The organism is Flavobacterium sp. TR2 (assembly GCF_025252405.1).
Classification (GTDB): Bacteria; Bacteroidota; Bacteroidia; order Flavobacteriales; family Flavobacteriaceae; genus Flavobacterium.
This window is the reverse complement of sequence record NZ_CP104307.1, coordinates 2,317,088-2,334,783: the sequence shown is the minus strand read 5'-3', so window position 1 is coordinate 2,334,783 and position 17,696 is coordinate 2,317,088. Positions and strand designations below refer to the sequence as shown.

The 17,696-nt window shown below is 36.2% G+C and carries 10 protein-coding genes and 1 tRNA gene; 2 read left to right on the top strand and 9 right to left on the bottom strand.

Annotated elements, in window-relative coordinates:
* Positions 1-41: 41 nt before the first annotated feature.
* On the bottom strand, positions 42-305 hold the full coding sequence (locus N4T20_RS10470) for a hypothetical protein (RefSeq protein WP_260672946.1): 264 nt from the start codon (positions 303-305) through the stop codon (positions 42-44).
* Between the two features lie 211 nt (positions 306-516).
* Between N4T20_RS10470 and N4T20_RS10465 the strand changes: the two genes are divergently transcribed.
* Positions 517-1,185, top strand: a complete 669-nt coding sequence (locus tag N4T20_RS10465) for a response regulator (protein ID WP_260672945.1) — start codon at positions 517-519, stop codon at positions 1,183-1,185.
* 264 nt (positions 1,186-1,449) lie between these two features.
* Positions 1,450-1,537 (top strand) — tRNA-Ser (locus tag N4T20_RS10460).
* A gap of 207 nt (positions 1,538-1,744) precedes the next feature.
* On the opposite strand, the gene N4T20_RS10455 is transcribed toward N4T20_RS10460, so the two are convergent.
* From N4T20_RS10455 to N4T20_RS10420, 8 genes are all read right to left on the bottom strand, one after another.
* A complete protein-coding gene (locus N4T20_RS10455) occupies positions 1,745-2,644 on the bottom strand; it encodes an ROK family protein (RefSeq protein WP_260672944.1) in 900 nt (299 codons plus the stop codon).
* Positions 2,645-2,668: 24 nt separating this feature from the next.
* On the bottom strand, positions 2,669-4,132 hold the full coding sequence (locus N4T20_RS10450; RefSeq protein WP_260672943.1) for a glycoside hydrolase family 125 protein: 1,464 nt from the start codon (positions 4,130-4,132) through the stop codon (positions 2,669-2,671).
* Positions 4,133-4,138: 6 nt separating this feature from the next.
* Positions 4,139-6,424, bottom strand: a complete 2,286-nt coding sequence (locus tag N4T20_RS10445; protein WP_260672942.1) for a GH92 family glycosyl hydrolase — start codon at positions 6,422-6,424, stop codon at positions 4,139-4,141.
* Between the two features lie 304 nt (positions 6,425-6,728).
* Complete coding sequence (locus tag N4T20_RS10440) at positions 6,729-8,990, bottom strand: GH92 family glycosyl hydrolase (RefSeq protein WP_260672941.1); 2,262 nt, start codon at positions 8,988-8,990, stop codon at positions 6,729-6,731.
* A gap of 319 nt (positions 8,991-9,309) precedes the next feature.
* Positions 9,310-11,298, bottom strand: coding sequence for a beta-mannosidase (locus tag N4T20_RS10435; RefSeq protein WP_260672940.1), 1,989 nt, complete (start codon positions 11,296-11,298; stop codon positions 9,310-9,312).
* Positions 11,299-11,729: 431 nt separating this feature from the next.
* Positions 11,730-13,244: a SusD/RagB family nutrient-binding outer membrane lipoprotein gene (locus tag N4T20_RS10430; protein ID WP_260672939.1), complete on the bottom strand. Its 1,515-nt coding sequence runs from the start codon at positions 13,242-13,244 to the stop codon at positions 11,730-11,732.
* Between the two features lie 12 nt (positions 13,245-13,256).
* Complete coding sequence (locus tag N4T20_RS10425) at positions 13,257-16,349, bottom strand: SusC/RagA family TonB-linked outer membrane protein (RefSeq protein ID WP_260672938.1); 3,093 nt, start codon at positions 16,347-16,349, stop codon at positions 13,257-13,259.
* Positions 16,350-16,600: 251 nt separating this feature from the next.
* Positions 16,601-17,611, bottom strand: coding sequence for a LacI family DNA-binding transcriptional regulator (locus tag N4T20_RS10420; protein ID WP_260672937.1), 1,011 nt, complete (start codon positions 17,609-17,611; stop codon positions 16,601-16,603).
* Positions 17,612-17,696 lie beyond the last annotated feature (85 nt).

Here is a 17,696-nt window from a genome sequence, read left to right as displayed (position 1 = left end):
TAAAATAAATAAAAATAGTCTTCTTCAAAATACTACAAAAATTAATCTTTTCTGGGCGGCCTAGGGTTACTTGGATCACCGTATGCACCAGATGTAACGTTTATCTCTCGATTTACAGTAGACTCTATAGTGTCTTGCGAATGCTGCATATTTGCGTTTTCATTGAGATTGTTTAATGGGTATTTTGGCACAACTTTTAATTCTCTGCTATTATCCTGCGGTATTTCATAATCATCATTTGTACACGAAGAAGTCAGCGATAAAACAAAAATCAGCACTCCTGAAATAAATAATTTGCTTTTCATAAAAATAATTTTAGTTGATTATTTTAACAAAAAAACTACTATAACTAAATTAAAATGTACGGTAAATCCGTAAAATTTACTCTACCATCCAAAATAATATAATTTGATTATTATTTATTAACTATTCACTAGCATTAGATTGCATTTAATTTACAGTACGGAAAATCCGTAATATTTCTTACATTTGTTAAAAATCCCAATTACACAATTTATGAACCTAAATATTTTAATCGTCGACGACCATCCGATGACTGTGGATAGTTATGTCAACCTTTTATCCGACGGTCAATTTCAAGAAAATACTCCAAACTTTATAAAGAGCTATAATTGTGAAGATGCTTATAATAAAATTATTTTAAACCTAAAACAGAATATTAATATTGATATCGCATTGCTTGATATAAATCTGCCCCCACATAAACAATTAAATATTAATGACGGTATTGATTTAGCATTTGTTCTAAAAGAAAAATTCACAAAATGTAAAATAGTTCTTCTTACAATGCGCAGTGAGCCTTTGACTGTGGACAAAATAATAAAAGGCATAAGACCTGAAGGCTTTATATCAAAAAATGATATCAATTTTGAATCATTTCCTGTGATTTGCAAAAATATTATTGATGGCGAAATATTTAGGAGCAGTACAATAGTAGAATCCCAAAGAGAATTATTTAAGAAAAACATAAATTGGGATAATCATGACAACCAAATTTTAATTTTAATTTCTGAGGGAGTAAAAACGGTAAATCTTCCAGATTATATTCCTCTTTCGATGAGTGCTATAGAGAAAAGAAAAGCAAACATTAAAGATCAGCTGTTAAAAGGAAAAGGAAGCGATAAAGATTTAATAGAAAAAGCTAAAAACTTAGGATTATTATAGGGTAAAAATACTTTAAAGTTTCTAATTGAGTGTTATAAAAAAGTGGAGTGGCCAGAAAACAGCCTTCATCGAAGATTTCTTATTCTAGCCATTGTCATTTCTACTACGCTGTATATTATTTCTTTACTCTTAAATTTTAGACAGGATTTCTTTCACTTGAGATGAGGATATCATTTTTCTTCATAAATAGTATCAAAAAAATTTCTGCAATCAAAAAAACATTCTATCTTTGCACCCGCAATCAGGCACTGATAGCGACATACTGGAGAAATGGCAGAGCGGTCGAATGCGGCAGTCTTGAAAACTGTTGACTGTAACAGGTCCGGGGGTTCGAATCCCTCTTTCTCCGCCAGTAGAAGTTTCAGAAGAAACTTTAAAAATTAAAAAGTCTTTAGATACGAGTATTTAAAGACTTTTTTTATTGCTTTTAAAATACATTTCTAAGCTTTTGCATTGCTTAAAATTATGCAGACACAGTTAAAAAGCTGAAAACATTATTTAGTATAGGCTTAAAACAAAAAAGGATGAGTTCATTAAAACCTCATCCTTTTTTGTTTTTTTAATCGCAAAGAAAACTGACTGCTCCTAGTAACGCTGCGATTTCATTGTCATTTGAAATGGAGACTTCTATGTTTAAACCAGACTCCTGAATTGTTTTATTAAATGAAGATAAAAACAAATCGCTTGCATTAGCAATTTTTCCGCCGATAATGATATGATCTGCTGCAAAGCTTTTAATCCACGGAATAGTAACAGCCGCTAGATCCTCTCCCATTCTTTCAAATACCAGAATTGCTTGCTGATCTCCATCTTTTGCCAAACCATAAAGTTCCAAGCCATTATTAAGCTCCGTACCCGTTAAAGATTTGTAATGTGACAAAAGGCCTCTAACAGAAACATAATCTTCGGCCATTTTATCCTTATAAGGCAGATTGTATATTTCTCCATCAGCTGGAACAGAATTTCCTGAACTGATCGAAACTCCTTTATCAATAAAACAAGCTCCTAATCCTGTCCCCAAAGTAACAGCCATTACTTTTTTAGAAAGATTTTCCTGTAGTTTAAAGACTTCTCCTTTTCCAAAGCAAACGGCATCATTTTCAAAAAGAACTGGAAAATCTGCAGGAAAACCAAGTGTTTCCAAAAGCAATTCTCTAATGTTTAACCCGTAAAAATGCTCGTATTTTGATTGGCCTTTAATCCAGCAGATGCCATTTTTATAATCAAATGGTCCCGGCATACAGACTGCGATACCTGTAATGTCTTTTACTTTAGAATTTTCTATTGCGGTGCAGATTACTTTTTTCCAGATTTTCATGACCTTATCTGCTGGCATATTCGAATCAAAAGATTCTTTGCAGAGCGAATAGTCCAAAACTTTCATCTCTGTTTTATTAACAACTGCAGCTGTAATATGCGTTCCTCCTATATCCAGCCCAATGGCGTGTGATGTATTCATTTTTATTTATTTAGCTTTTTAGTACTAGATATTTTTATCTTTTAAAATTTGAGGATAATGAATACTGGTGTGTACAATCATTTCGCCAAATAATGTATTTGCCCAAGCAAACCATTTGCGGGTAAATTTATTTACATCGTCTTTATGAAACGATTCGTGCATGAATCCTGTGTCGGCATTGGTTTTGATCAAATTACTGATACAGGCTTTTATTTCTTTTTCATCGACACTTGTAATCGCTCTCAAAACAATACTCATTGGCCAAATGGTATCGACTCCTGTGTGCGGGCCGCCAATGCCTTCGCCTGCTTTTCCTTTGTAGAAAAACGGATTATTCTCTGAGAGCACCACTTTTCTTGTATTAAGGTACAAAGGATCATTTGGAGCAATGGCACCTAGATAGGGCAGCGACAATAAAGACGGCACATTTGCATCGTCCATCATGTGGAAACTGCCATATCCGTTTACTTCAAAAGCTATAATTCTGCCAAATTTTGGATGATTGATAATTCCGTGTTCTTCTAATCCTTTTTGAACCTCATCTCTTAATTTTGTGGCTTTCGCAACCAAATCATTGTCTTTTAGCGCTGGAAGAGAGAAAATTTCAATCAGATAGCCTAATATTTCAATAGCAAACATATTGCTCGGAATCAGATAACCGAATAAAGTTGAATCGTCGCTTGGCCTGAAAGTCGAAACAATTAATCCGCAAGGTTTTACAGGATAGCCGTAACCTCCTAATGGGACACCATCTGTTGCCCAAGCTGTCTGACGCTGAAAGCTGTATGGTCCGCCTTTACCGTCCATTCGCTGCTGCTCTTTAAACGTCTGCAGGACTAAAAGCATGGCCTCTTTCCATTTTGCATCAAATAGACTGATATCTCCGGTTTCCTTCCAATATCCGTGCGCTAATCGAACTGGGTAACATAAACTGTCAATTTCCCATTTTCTTTCATGGATTCCAGGCTGCATTTTGGTAAGGTCATGCTTCCATTCGCTTTCCTTCGTAAAATCTTTATAAAAAGCATTTGCATACGGATCCAGCAGAATGCATTTCGCTTGACGATTAATTACTCCTTTTACCAATTCAGCCAGTTTTGGATCTTCTTTTACAAACGGAATATACGGCCAGATCTGTGCTGTACTGTCTCTGAGCCACATGGCATCAATATCTCCTGTAATGACATAGGTATCAGGTTTTCCGTCAATGATTTCAAAATCGACTGTGGTGTCTAATGTATTTGGAAAACAGTTTTCAAATATCCACGCCAGTTCTGGATTGGCAATTTGCTTTTTAATGCGTACGATAGCAGCTTCTATCGCCTTGCTTGTAAATTTTCTTTCGGCAACAGGAGGTCTTTTTGAAACAAAATCTTTTAGCGGGAAGGAAAAAGCTTCTGAATTAAATCCGAAAGCTTCTGTTTGAAGTGCCAATAATCCTGCTGAAAAAATGCCTGCGTTTTTTATAAATTTTCTACGTGACTGCATATCTTTTTATTTTGAAGTTGAATAAGAATATGGAAATGCTTCTTTTGTTGTGCCCCTTTTAAAATTTGGAGAATCTGTCATATCAAAATTTAATTCGCCTCCTTTTAATACATCAAAATGGTTGATGTAATTTTTAGAATGAGGAGCATTATCCCATTTCAATTCGTTTACATATTTGTTAGTTTCTGAATTGTTTGGCGCATTGATAATAAGCTGTTTTCCGTTTTCTAACTGTAAAGTTGTTTTCTTAAATAAAGGCGCTCCCAAAACATATTCTTCTGTTCCTGGGCACACAGGATAAAATCCCATTGCTGAAAATATATACCAGGCAGAAGTCTGTCCGTTATCTTCGTCTCCGCAATAGCCGTCTGGAGTCGGTTTGTACAAACGGTTCATGACTTCCCTTGACCAATATTGCGTTTTCCAAGGTTCGCCTGCATAATTGTACAGATAAATCATGTGCTGGATGGGCTGGTTTCCATGCGCGTATTGCCCCATATTCATAATCTGCATTTCACGAATTTCATGAATAACAGATCCGTAATAACTGTCATCAAAAACTGGAGGCATTGTAAATACAGCGTCTAATTTTGCTGTAAAATTCTTTTCGCCCCCCATTAAATCAATCAAGCCTTGAATGTCGTGAAAAACGCTCCAACTGTAATGCCAGCTGTTTCCTTCGGTAAAAGCATCTCCCCATTTGAACGGATTAAAATTGGCTGGAAAACTGCCGTCTTTATTTCGTCCGCTCATTAATCCAATTGACGGATTGAAGAGTTTTTTGTAATTCAGCATTCGTTTTTCATAGAGGCTGATTTCTTTTTTCGGGCGATTTAATGCTTTTGCCAGTTTCCAGATCGCAAAATCATCATAAGCATATTCTAATGTTCTCGCTGCATTTTCATTGATCTTCACATCATATGGAACATACCCTAAAGCATTGTAGTATTGAACTCCTTTTCTGCCCACAGCATCCATTGGCCCCTCATTATTCGCACCATGCAATAACGCTTCGTACAAAGTTTTGATGTCATAGCCACGCAATCCTTTCATGTAGGCATCTGAAACCACCGAAGCTGAATTATTTCCTACCATGACATCCCTGAAACCTGGGCTTGACCATTCTGGCAAAAATCCTCCTTCTTTATAATCGTTTATTAACCCTTCCTGCATTTCTTTGTTTATAGAAGGATAAACCAGATTTAACAAAGGATATAAAGCGCGGAAAGTATCCCAAAATCCTGTACCTGCGTACATATAACCTTGCAGCACTTTTCCGTTGTATGGACTGTAGTGCACAATTTTTCCTTCTTTATCGATTTCATATTGCTTCTGAGGAAAACAAACTGTACGGTACAAGCAGGAATAAAAAGTCTTTAGCTGATCTGCATTGGTGTCTTCTACAGCAATTTTTCCTAAAACTTTGTTCCATTCCGCTTTAGATTGTGAAACTGTTTGCTCAAAAGTCGATGTGCCTAATTCGTTTTTCAGATTCAGTTCTGCCTGTTCCTGACTTATAAAAGAAGACGCCACTCTAACATTTACTTTTTCTCCTTTTTTGGTCTTAAATGTAACAACAGCCCCGACATGGTTTCCTTCTGCTTCCAACTTATCAGCAGTCAAAACTTTATCAATCCAAGTTGAATTGGTTTCAAACTTTTTATCGAACACGAGCACAAAATAGTTCTTAAAATTTTGAGGAACTCCGCCACTATTGCGTGTCGTATAGCCGATTATTTTATTTTCTGATGGAATTATTTTAATGTAAGAGCCTTTATCAAAAGCATCGATTACAATAGAAGATTTATCGTTTTCGGGAAATGTAATCTGAAAATGCGCAGCTCTTTCTGTTGTGGTAATTTCAGTCGTAACATCATGATCAGCAAGATAAACGCTGTAATAATAAGGTTTTGAAACTTCTGCTTTATGGCTGAACCAGCTTGCTCTTTCCTCTTCGGCGAAAGCCAATTTACCTGTAACAGGCATAATCGAAAACTGACCATAATCGTTCATCCAAGGCGAAGGCTGATGGGTCTGCTTAAATCCTCTGATTTTTTCTGCCGTGTAGGTATAAGCCCATCCGTCGCCCATTTTCCCTGTTTGCGGCGTCCAGAAATTCATTCCCCATGGTCTGCAAATGGCAGGATAAGTGTTTCCGTTTGAAAGATTGTGCAAAGACTGCGTTCCCATTAACGGATTTACATATTCAACAGGATCTAAGGCTTTTACCTGTGCATTCAAAAAAAGAGAGGACTGTAAAATTCCTAAAAAAATTAAACTTTTTATTTTCATACTCTGTGTTGTTATCCTAACAGGTTTTTAAAACCTGTTAGGTATTTATTTTTTATACAATGCGAATCTCTACTGTCTAAACTTTGTCAAAGTTTAAAACCTTGACAAAGCGACCATAAATCTTGAACTTAAATCACACCTAACAGGTTTTTAAAACCTGTTAGGCATTTATTTTTTTATACAATGCGAATCTCTACCGTCTAAACTTTGACAAAGCGACCATAAATCTTAAACTTAAATCACACCTAACAGGTTTTTAAAACCTGTTAGGAAATCTAAAATCTATATTCTAAAATCTAAAATCCTAAAGCGGTCTGTCTTCTTTCTTAACTCCAAATGTAGTTGATGGTTTGCTTCCCATATACAATTTCAGCTCTCCTCCTTTTACAATCATTTCTTGTGTGATATAGGATTTTGCATAAGATTTTCCATTGTATTCTGCTTTTTGAATATAGATATTTGAAGCGCTGTTGTTAACGGCATTTATCGTAAATGAAATTCCTTTTTTATGATGAATTACAGCATTATTTACCAACGGACTTCCTAAAACATATATTCCGTTAGCCGGATTAACCGAATAGAACCCCATAGAAGATAAAACGTACCAAGCCGACATTTGTCCTAAATCTTCATTGCCGCATAATCCGTCTGGCTTTGTTGAGTAGAATTTCTCGTCGATTTCTCGAATTAATTTTGCTGTTTTCCAAGGCTGTCCTGCGTACGCATACAAATACGGAATATGATGATTGGGTTCGTTTCCGTGAGCATATTGGCCAATCAAACCGCTGATATCTGGCGAAACGTCCTCGCCTTCTACTTTATCTGTCAACAGGAAAAGCGAATCCAATTTTGCGATAAATTTATCTTCGCTCCCAAACAAATCGATCAAACCGTACGGATCTTGCGGTACCAGCCAAGTGTATTGCCATGCATTTCCTTCAACATAGTCGTCTTTACGGTGTGCCGATGAAAGCGGATTAAATGGCGTTCTCCAATTGCCATTTGCCAATTTACCGCGCATAAAAGTGGTTTCTTTATCAAAATACAATTTGTATAAATTGGCTCTTTTGGTAAAATAATTATAATCGTCTGTTTTGTTTAAAGCTTTAGCCATTAAGGCGATGCAGTAATCATCTATGGCATATTCTAAAGCGTTTCCGACAGATTCTAAAAGTTTATCGGCTGGAATATATTCTAGTTTCTGAACATAGTCCATTCCGTCTCGGGTTTGCATTGCCGTTTTTTTAATGGCTTCGTATGCTAGATCGGTATCATAATCGCGGTATCCTTTTAAATACGCATCGACAATAACGGCTATCGAATGGTTTCCGTTCATCGTATTGGTTTCGTTGCCCATTAAATGCCAAACAGGCAATCTTCCCTGCTGCTGATAAATCGCTAAAAACGATTTTACAATATCATTGATTTTTTCAGGCTGCGTAATAGTATATAATGGATGCAGTCCGCGGTAAGTGTCCCAAAGCGAAAAAGTGGTGTAATTGGTAAAATTAGCTTTTTCGTAGACTTTTTTGTCTGTTCCTAAGTAATCTCCATTGCCATCATTAAAAATCGAAGGTGCAAACATTGTATGGTACAATGACGTATAGAAAACTTTCCTTGTTTTTTCGTCTGCTTTGATCTGAACTTTATTAAGCTCTTTGTTCCATTTTGAATCCGCCAGTTTTACAGTCGCTTCAAAATCCCAATTCGGAATTTCTGCTTTTATATTAGCAGATGCATTTTCTGCACTAACTGGAGAAATTCCGACTTTTACCAGAATCTGTTTATTTTTTAAGGTTTTGAAATCTAAAACTGCTTTTATTTTTAGGCCTTCGCCTTCTGTTCCTTTCACCACAGCTGTACTGTCATAAACCATCATATTTGCGATTGGTTCAGAGAATTCCATTGCAAAATAAATGCGCTGATCTGCTGCCCATCCTGAAGAATAGCGATAGCCTTCTATTTTAGTTGCACTAATTTTTTTAATGAACGTTTTTACGGGTCTGTCCCAGCCAATTCCATCAGCAAGATCAATTAAAATGTGTGAATCGTCTGTGTTTTCAAAAGTATATTTATGAAAACCGACTCTTTCGCTGGCTGTCAGTTCGGCTTTGATTTTATATTTATCCAATAAAACGCTGTAATAGCCTGGTTTTACAACTTCATTTTTATGAGAGAAATATGAACCGTAACCGTTCGCCATATCTTCTTTTGTTCCTTTGGTCAAGCCGACTTTTCCGCTGACAGGTAAAACGAGAATATCATTTAAATCGCCAATTCCCGTTCCGCTCAAATGCGTATGCGTAAAACCTAAAATCGTATTGCTGGCATAATTGTAGCCGCTGCACCAGTCCCAGCCTTCAAAAATATTTACCGGTCCAAGCTGCACGGCTCCAAACGGAACATTTGCACCCACAAATACGTGCCCATGACCCGCCGAACCAATAAGCGGATCTACATATTGCGTATAACTTACATCTGTTTGTTTTGCCTTTTTTTGCTGTGAAATTATCGGATTGGCAAAAAGTAAGCCTAATGCCAAAAATCCGCTAAATGCTATTCTCATATATTTTAATTTTTTATTCTGTGTGTTAGACACGTTGCGGTGCGTCTCTACGGTCAATTTATAGAACGTTATGATAAAAAAATGAACTCTCATCTTCGTAAGGAGACGCACTGCAGTGCGCCTCTACAGAAAACCTTGGTCACTTTGCAACTTAGAACCTCAGTACCTTAACTCCTCAGTGTAAGACGCACCGCAGTGCGTCTCTACAGGAAACCTTTGTCGCTTTGCAACTTAGCACCTCAGCGTAAGACGCACCGCAGGGCGTCTCTACGAAAAACCTTTGCCCCTTTGCAACTTAGAACCTCAGCACCTTAGAACCTTAGTACCTCTTTAAAACCTCAAACAAAGAATAAATCTTAATTTCAGGCTTCGCTATTTTGCCTTCAAACGAAATTGTTTTTTCTTCTCCCGCTTTTAAATCAAAGTAATTGTCGCTCCATTTTCCGTTATACCCTTTCATTGAAATGCAAACGTATTTTGCCATTTTCTGCGCTTTCACAATTACATTATTTCCTTTTATCTCCCAACTGATTTTTGGGTCTTCTAATGCCAAATCTTTTGGATGCGTAAAATCGGTTTCTGGTTTTATATCGTCTCTGTATGCTTCTTTTATGGCATACCAAGCTGCTTTGGGCTGTCGATTATTGTAATCGGTAATGCTCCAACTCGCTACAGGCCAGCAGTCATTTAGCTGCCAGACTAAAGTTCCCATGTTGTAAGGCGCTTTAGCACGATGAATGCCGACAATGTTTTTTATTGCATAATAATGCATACACTGGCTCAAGTAGGCATAATCTTCCAGATTCATGTTTTTTATTTTGGATGCATCGATGAAATACTTACCAAGATAGGTGTCTAATTTTTCAAAACCTTTTCCCGCTTTTAAATGTACTTTTAGTATATCTGAATACAAATGTCGATCCTCTGGAGAAGTAAAACTTTCAATTGAATTATAATTTGGCAAAGACAGCATTCCGTATTCGCTTACAAAACGTCCTGTCTTTTTCTGAACGGCTTCAATATCTTCCAATCCCCACCAAATTCCCCAATAATGGCTATCTCCTTCGGTTACACTTTTTGCTTTTGACCAATGATATAATGGCGAAGAGCTTAAATATGGACGTTTGCCATCGACTTCTTTTACCCATTTTGGAATACTGTCATGAAATAAACGCGTGTAATCTTTCCATAATTTGGTTGAATCTTGCTTTGAAATTTTGAAGCTTTTCATCCAGCCCCAATTTTTAAAAGCTTCATCAGATTCATTATTTCCGCACCATAAAACAATGCTCGGATGATGGCGCAATCTCTTGACCTGATATTGAACTTCTTTTTTTACATTATCAAAAAAGGCATCGTCTCCCGGAACCATTGTTCCGGCAAACATAAAATCCTGCCAGACGTTTATGCCGTATTTATCGCATAAATCGTAGAAATAATCGTCTTCATAAATGCCGCCTCCCCAAACGCGAAGCATATTCATATTGGCTTCTTTGGCAGATAAAACTATTTTTTCATACTCCTTTTTGGTTACTCTAGAAAGAAAAGCGTCTGATGGAATGTAATTGGCTCCTTTCATATAAACTGGCTTTCCGTCAATTTTAAAATAAAAAGAGCGGCCGAGACTGTCTTTATCTTGTATCAATTCGATTTTTCGATTTAAAACATAAGGCTTCTCAGGTTCTATTTCGTCGTAAGCTTCAAATCTTGGCGTTTTCCATATTCCGCAGGTTGTAAATTTTGGTCCCCAATCCCAACCAAAATGATATTGCGCCTTGCGAACATAGGCGCGAGGATTGTCTGGAATTACAAATGGATCATCTTTTTTTGCCAGCGAATCGACTACATTTTGTGCCGATTGAAATACGATTCGCAAATTATTATTTCCAGATTTCAAGGCTTTTTTAACGTCAACACGCCATTGACGGAACATATTGTCGGCTTTTAAAACCAGCTGATTGTTTACATAAACAGATGCATACGTATCTAATCCGTCAAAAACTAATTCTGTATTTTTCTTTTTCAGCATATTTGCCGTAACCTGAAAAACTGTTTTATATTCCCAATTTTTGCGTTCAATCCATTGCAGTTTTTCCTCGTTATCTCTGTAAAATGGATCGGGTATTAATTTGCTGTTTAACAAATCGGTATGAATTTCTCCGGGAACAGTTGCCGAATGCCATTTCTGTGTTTTTTCTTCACGGTACGACCAATTATTTTTTAAATCAATTTTCTGCGCAAAAGCAATTGATGTAAAACTTGCCAGGCAAAGGCACATTATCCAATGAAGTTTATTTTGATAATTCATTTTACTGAGTACTATATTATTACCTTCTAAATTTAGCAAAAAGGTAAGTAATTTGGCAGTTTAGAGAAGGAAAGAACTGACTGCCGTTCCTTCTCCTAGAATTTATTCTTTGTTAGTAACTCTAAATACAACTAGAAATATTTTCTTTACCACTGCCTTATGCTTTATTATGATTTTGATATGGATTGCCTTTAAATTCAAATAATTGAAATCAACTTTAAATATACCGTTTTGAAATTTTTTAAAATCCAGAAAATAAAATCCATCTTTTTCAGCAGAATCGCATTTGTTTGCTGCGAAAAAAAAGCATTTAAATCTGTAAAATAATTTTTCAATCCTATACTTCTCAGATCAATCAATTTTATGATTTTAAAAATAAGCCGGGTATGCTCAGTACCCGACTTATCCTAACTAACCAACCAATTTAAAAATTATTTATCCCACCAGATTCTTGTGGTCATTAAATCTAAACCTTGACGTTGAATTGCTTCTTTATAATTAGCCTCATTTGTGATAAGTTCTGACTGATCATAAATTAATCTTCTCGGAATTGTTCCTTTTGTATCTCCAGTTGGATCATTAACAGGAACTAATACTGGATAGCCAGTTCTTCTGTATTCTGAGAATGCTTCAAAACCGTTGAATAATAATACAATCCATTTTTGAGTGATAATCTGCTCAATTTTCTGCGCTTCTGTTCCTGCAGATTTAAATGGATAGGTTGTAATGTAAGTGTTGTATTCTGCCGGTGAAACTGCAGGCACTTTATCTCCAAAAATGGTTAAAATGTTCATTGCTGCTCTTACTCCATTTTCATAATACGTTTGAGCCGATCCGCCTACGTTCCATCCTTTTACTGATGCTTCTGCCAATAAAAACTGAACCTCAGCATAAGACATGATTAATGTTGGAGCGTCTAAACGCAATACTGTAGATGTGTTTGGATCTGAGAACAGTTTTTTGTCTCCGCCTGGAAATTCTTTTGCGTCATTTGCCAAACCTTGCTGACTTGCTGGGTTATTGTTTCCTGTTGCTTCCAATTTTGCATAAATTCTCAAACGAGGATCGTTTGTGTTTTTCAACAAATCGATAAATGTTTTACTGAATTTAATGTTAGATTCTCCTCCATTCAAATCGTTTCTAACCCAAGAAGATGTAATCGGATTGGTTTTTACTCCCGCAGGACCTGCATCATGCTTTAAAACCAAACTGTCATCATTTGATGTAAAAACTCCTTTTGCATAGGCTTTTTCTACAAATTCTTTTGCTTTCGCTGGATTTACTTTAGACAAACGCATGGCTACTCTTAACATTAGTGAGTTTGCCAATTTTTTCCATCTTGCGACATCGCTCTGGTAATACAAATCGGCGTTTCCAACAAATGGTTTGCCTGCATCCAATGCAGTTCCAGCTTCGTCCAATTCTTTTAAAAGGTCATTGTAGATGGCTTCTTGTGTGTCATATTTTGGAGAAAATACGTTTCCGTTGTACCCTTTTCCAGCGTCGAAATAAGGAACTTCACCATAAGTATCCGTTAATTTTTGGAACAAGAAAACTTTCATGATTCTGCAAGCTTGGATCATATTAGAATTCTCTGGCGTATTCTCAACTACAGATAATAATTGGAAAATCTGATTTAATCCTTTACCGTAAGTTTCGCCAAAAAGCGCTGCAGAATATTCAGAAGAATAGGTGTATTTTGAACCTGGCCCTCCAAGCGAAGAAAACTGCTGCACGATTTGAGCTGCATATAAATTGTTTCCTCTTGTGTTAGAAAAATCTTGTCCGTCAACATAAATCTCAGCAAGTGTAAACATTGATTTTACTGCTGGATCTGTTAAAGCATTTGGATTCTTATTCATTTCTTCGAATCCTTTATCGCATGAAGCTAATGTCAAAGCACCTACAATTGCGACACAAAATATTTTTATATATCTATTTTTCATCTTTCTTAAGTATTAGAATTTCACATTAAGTGCAAAACCATAGTTTCTTGTCAAAGGCATTGAAGCTCTCTCCATACCTTGAGCGTTACTGTTTGAGTAGTTTGACTCAGGGTCGATGTTTGGCACTTTGTCATAAATAGTCCATAAATTATGAGCTGAGAATGCTAAACTAACAGACTGGAATGGCGTTTTTTGCAGATATGCTTTTGGGAAATTGTAAGCAAATGAAATTGCTCTAAGCTTAACAAAATCAGCATCGTAAACAAAGTTTGATGTTACATCACTGTAGCTTCTCCAGTAATCATAAGCCGAAACTGTTTTATTAACCGGATTTCCGTTAACATCTGTTCCGCTTACTGCAACACCGCCTTCACGACCTGGAAGTGTAATTTCAGATAATCCGTAGCGTGTTCCTAACTGGTTTGTAGCCGAATAGATTTCTCCTCCAAATTTAGCATCAACAAAAACCGAAAGTGTGAAATTTTTATATGAGAAATCATTTGAAAGTCCCATAGACATTGGCGCAACACCTTGTCCTGCTATGATTAAATTTCCTCTCAAGAATTTACCGTTTGTATCTAAAACAATATTTCCGTTTGCATCTCTTAAATAGTCATAAGCTTTAATAACTCCAAAAGGCTGTCCTTTTTCTAAAACTACAGAAGCTCTTCCGTCTCTGTTTCCTTCTAATGATTTTGTTGTGATTTTATCAGAAAGATTTAAAACTTCACTGTCATTGTACGCAAAATTATAGCCTACGCTCCAAGTAAAGCTTGGTGTTTTCACTGCTTTCACATTAACAGCAAATTCTACCCCTTTGTTCAAGATTTCACCAACGTTGATTTTTGTAGTTCTATAACCAGAAGCTTGAGAAACGTCAGCATCTGTAATATCATTTGTAGTTTTCTTGCTGTAGAAAGTCAAATCTGTACTCACTCTGTTATTGAAGAATGTATTTTCAAAACCAAACTCTATTGTGCTTACATTATAAGGTTTCAAAGTTCTGTTTGGAATTGTTTCTCCATTTACACCCAAGATTGGCTGTCCTAATGAATCTGTCTGTCCGTCTGGCGTTGTATACGTCAATGCTAAAGCATAAGCATCTGGCAATGCTCCTCCAACGTTACCCCAGCCTGCTCTAACTTTACCGTACGAAATCCACTCAGGAAGACCAACAACTTCAGAATAAATGAAACTTGAACTCACAGAAGGATAGAAAGTGCTGTTGTTTGCAGGATCTAAAGTTGAAAACCAATCTTCACGGCCTGTTAAGCTTAAGAATAAGAAATCTTTATACCCAAGATCGGCAGAATAGAAAAGAGAGTTTACTTCGCTTTCAGAGAATAATTTTTCTGTTTTATCAGGCTGTGTATTTCCGTAGAAATATTTGAATGGAACAATAAAGTTGTTTCCTTTCATTTTGATGCCGCTGTATCTGTTATGCTGACGGTTGGCTCCAATAAAAGCATCTAACGAAAGATCTTTAGCAATATCTCCTTTGTAGCCTAAGAAACCAGAAGCGTTTATTTCAGAACGCGTTTCAATTCTGTTCTCAATAGATCCGCCTGGATTGTAATTTATTCCAGTAGGTTCAATTTCAGTATACTCATAATTAATATCATCAATACCAATAACAGCTTTAGCATAAATTTTATCTGTAATGTTGTAATTTACTTTTGCCGATCCGATAAAACGCTTTCTAAGGTCGTCATTTAAAGGCGATTTTGTAGCAAAATAAGGATTTGTATGATATACGTTTGCTCCTAAAAAGTCTTCTTCGCCTCCATTAGCATCATAAGGATTGCTTAACCATCTAATATCTGAACTTGGCGTCATGAAAGTAGTTGGGAAAGAAGGGTTTCTTGGCGAATCATTCAAATATGGACGATTGTGGCTTTTCTCAGAAATGTATTGAGCATTACTCTCAATGCTGATTTTTTTATTTGGAGCCGAATTTAAACTCAAAGCTACGTTGTTTCTTCCAAAAGTAGTTTCTGGCATAATAGATTCGTCCTTAGTATTTCCGAAAGACAATCTAAAGTTTGTTGATTCGTTTCCTCCAGAAATTGCTAAAGTATTGCTGAAAGAATATCCAGTTCTGTAGAAATTCTCCACATTATCTTTTCCATAAGCTTGATAAGGTCTTGTTTTGCCATCAAGCGATAATGAAGGCGTCCCATCATATTTATCTCCCCATGCAAAATAATATGAATCTCTCAGTTCTTGCAAATTCGTAAATCTGGTTGGCACACCGCTCGCATTTGGAGCTCCCGCACCGTATTGATCCTGCCATTTTAAAAGGCTCGCAGGTGTATTGAAAGAAGAGTTTGTACTGAAGTCTACTCCTATTCCTGTTCCGTTTTTACCTTTTTTGGTTGTAATTAAGATAACACCATTTGATCCTCTGTACCCATAAAGAGCAGAAGCCGCACTACCTTTTAATACAGACATCGAAGCAATATCATCTGGGTTAAAAGATGACATACCGTCTCCTTTATCGGCACCACCCCACATTCCTGCATTTCCCTGCTGTGTATTGTCAATAGGAATTCCGTCTACAACATACAGCGGCTGGTTAAGTCCAGATGCAGAAGTTGCTCCACGAATTACGACACGGCTCGAACCAGATGGTCCCGTAACTGGTGCAGAAACGTTTACTCCGGCAATCTTACCTTGAAGCGCGTTTCCTAAGTTAATTTCTTTATTTTTTGTCAGATCCTCGCCTTTCAGCTCTCCAACTGCGTAACCTAAACTTTTCTTTTGTTTTTTTACACCAAAAGAAGTTACGACAACATCTTTTAATTCTTGTGTAGTTTCTACTAAAGTAACTGCCACTCTTGTATCTTTTTCTTGAAGTGCCACTGATTGCGGCTTAAACCCTATAGAAGATACATTAAGGGTCACTTTACCATCGGGAACATTCATTCTAAATCGGCCTTCGGCATCTGTAATAGCACTAAATGGTTTTCCCTGAACTTCGATTGATGCTCCTACAACTCCTTTGTTCTCTGCATCTGTAACTATGCCGGTTATTAATCGATTTTGCGCGGCAGCACTCAAACTGCTAAGCAATATCACTCCTAACACTGCTAATATTCGTCTCATAAGCGTTTTTTTTGGTTATTGGTTTTGATTTTGTTTTGTTTGCGTTTTTTTTAAATAATTAGTAAAAATTTGAACTCTATTTTCAATTTACAGCTCCGAATAACAAGTTATTGCGATGACTGTTTTCGTTTTTATGGCTAATAATCATAAGCAAATCAAGAAATAATCTTACTAAATCGTTTTAGTGAAATGATTAAAAAAAAGCCTTGCTCTTTTTTAAAATCGAATTTTGATTTAGAATATTGTGTTTGTTAAACCGATTCTCTCACAATTAATGTTCCTCTTTTGAGAACCTTTTCTATTTTATAATCCTCAAAATTTGTCATCTGGCTCATTAACAGCTGTATCGATTTGACTGCAATATCTTCAATTGGCTGGGCAATGACTGAGATTGTGGGGGTATGCAGTTTGAAGCTGTCATGATCGTCAAAACTTATAACGGCAACATCTTCGGGAATTTTGTATTTCAGCATCCTAAAAGCCTGAAGTCCTGCCAAGCCAAGATAGTTGGCCAAAAAAAGAACTGCATCTATTTCTTTATTTTCCTTGAAGAAATTTATAATTGCCTCAATTCTGCTTTGTTCATTTGCATGATAATCTAGGTGCAGCGTATACTTTTCGTTATAAATTCCTTCCTCTTTTAACGCTTCAACGTAACCTTTCTCCCTTAATTTCATCTGAATCATTCCTGACTCATTGTTTACAACGGCAATCTTTTTTCTTCCTTTACCGATTAAAAATTTAGTTGCTGAGTAAGATCCTTCGTAATTATCCATTACCACATGGCTTACTTTTTGATTGGCGAAATATCGGTCAATCAGCACAACAGGTTTTTGCAGTTTTAAAAGCTGGCTGATTGTTTTCTCCAAATTTTGAGTCGGCGTAATAATAAAACCTTCAACATTTGCCTGCAAAAGACTCTGTATCAACTCTTCTGAACGATCATTATCATTGCCTGTACTGCAATAAAAAACTCTGTAATTGATATTTTTTGCTTCGTCTTCTATCACTCTAGCCAAATCAGCAAAAAATTGATTGGAAATATCCTCTACAATAAGTCCGATTGATCGCGTTTTTCCAGTTCGTAAACTGCTGGCAATCATACTTGGTTTATACTGCAGTTTTTGTGCTACATCCTGAACCTTTTTGATTACAGTCGGACTAATAGCCATTTTTTCACCTTTTCCATTGATAACAAAAGATACAGTAGAAATAGAAACTTCTGCTTGTTTCGCAATATCTCTAATTGTAATCTTTTTCATTGGATAAAAAATTTATTGTTGAATATTTTAGCACATCACAAATATAGGCAAGTGAAGCTTACAAAAACGTTTTAGTAAAATTTTT

What these genes read in the sequence shown, in the direction of transcription:
- N4T20_RS10445 (WP_260672942.1), bottom strand. Translation starts at nt 6,424, where the DNA reads ATGAAAATAAAAAGTTTAATTTTTTTAGGAATTTTACAGTCCTCTCTT.
- N4T20_RS10440 (WP_260672941.1), bottom strand. Translation starts at nt 8,990, where the DNA reads ATGAGAATAGCATTTAGCGGATTTTTGGCATTAGGCTTACTTTTTGCC.
- N4T20_RS10435 (WP_260672940.1), bottom strand. Translation starts at nt 11,298, where the DNA reads ATGAATTATCAAAATAAACTTCATTGGATAATGTGCCTTTGCCTGGCA.
- N4T20_RS10420 (WP_260672937.1), bottom strand. Translation starts at nt 17,611, where the DNA reads ATGAAAAAGATTACAATTAGAGATATTGCGAAACAAGCAGAAGTTTCT.
- N4T20_RS10470 (WP_260672946.1), bottom strand. Translation starts at nt 305, where the DNA reads ATGAAAAGCAAATTATTTATTTCAGGAGTGCTGATTTTTGTTTTATCG.
- N4T20_RS10455 (WP_260672944.1), bottom strand. Translation starts at nt 2,644, where the DNA reads ATGAATACATCACACGCCATTGGGCTGGATATAGGAGGAACGCATATT.
- N4T20_RS10425 (WP_260672938.1), bottom strand. Translation starts at nt 16,349, where the DNA reads ATGAGACGAATATTAGCAGTGTTAGGAGTGATATTGCTTAGCAGTTTG.
- N4T20_RS10430 (WP_260672939.1), bottom strand. Translation starts at nt 13,244, where the DNA reads ATGAAAAATAGATATATAAAAATATTTTGTGTCGCAATTGTAGGTGCT.
- N4T20_RS10465 (WP_260672945.1), top strand. Translation starts at nt 517, where the DNA reads ATGAACCTAAATATTTTAATCGTCGACGACCATCCGATGACTGTGGAT.
- N4T20_RS10450 (WP_260672943.1), bottom strand. Translation starts at nt 4,132, where the DNA reads ATGCAGTCACGTAGAAAATTTATAAAAAACGCAGGCATTTTTTCAGCA.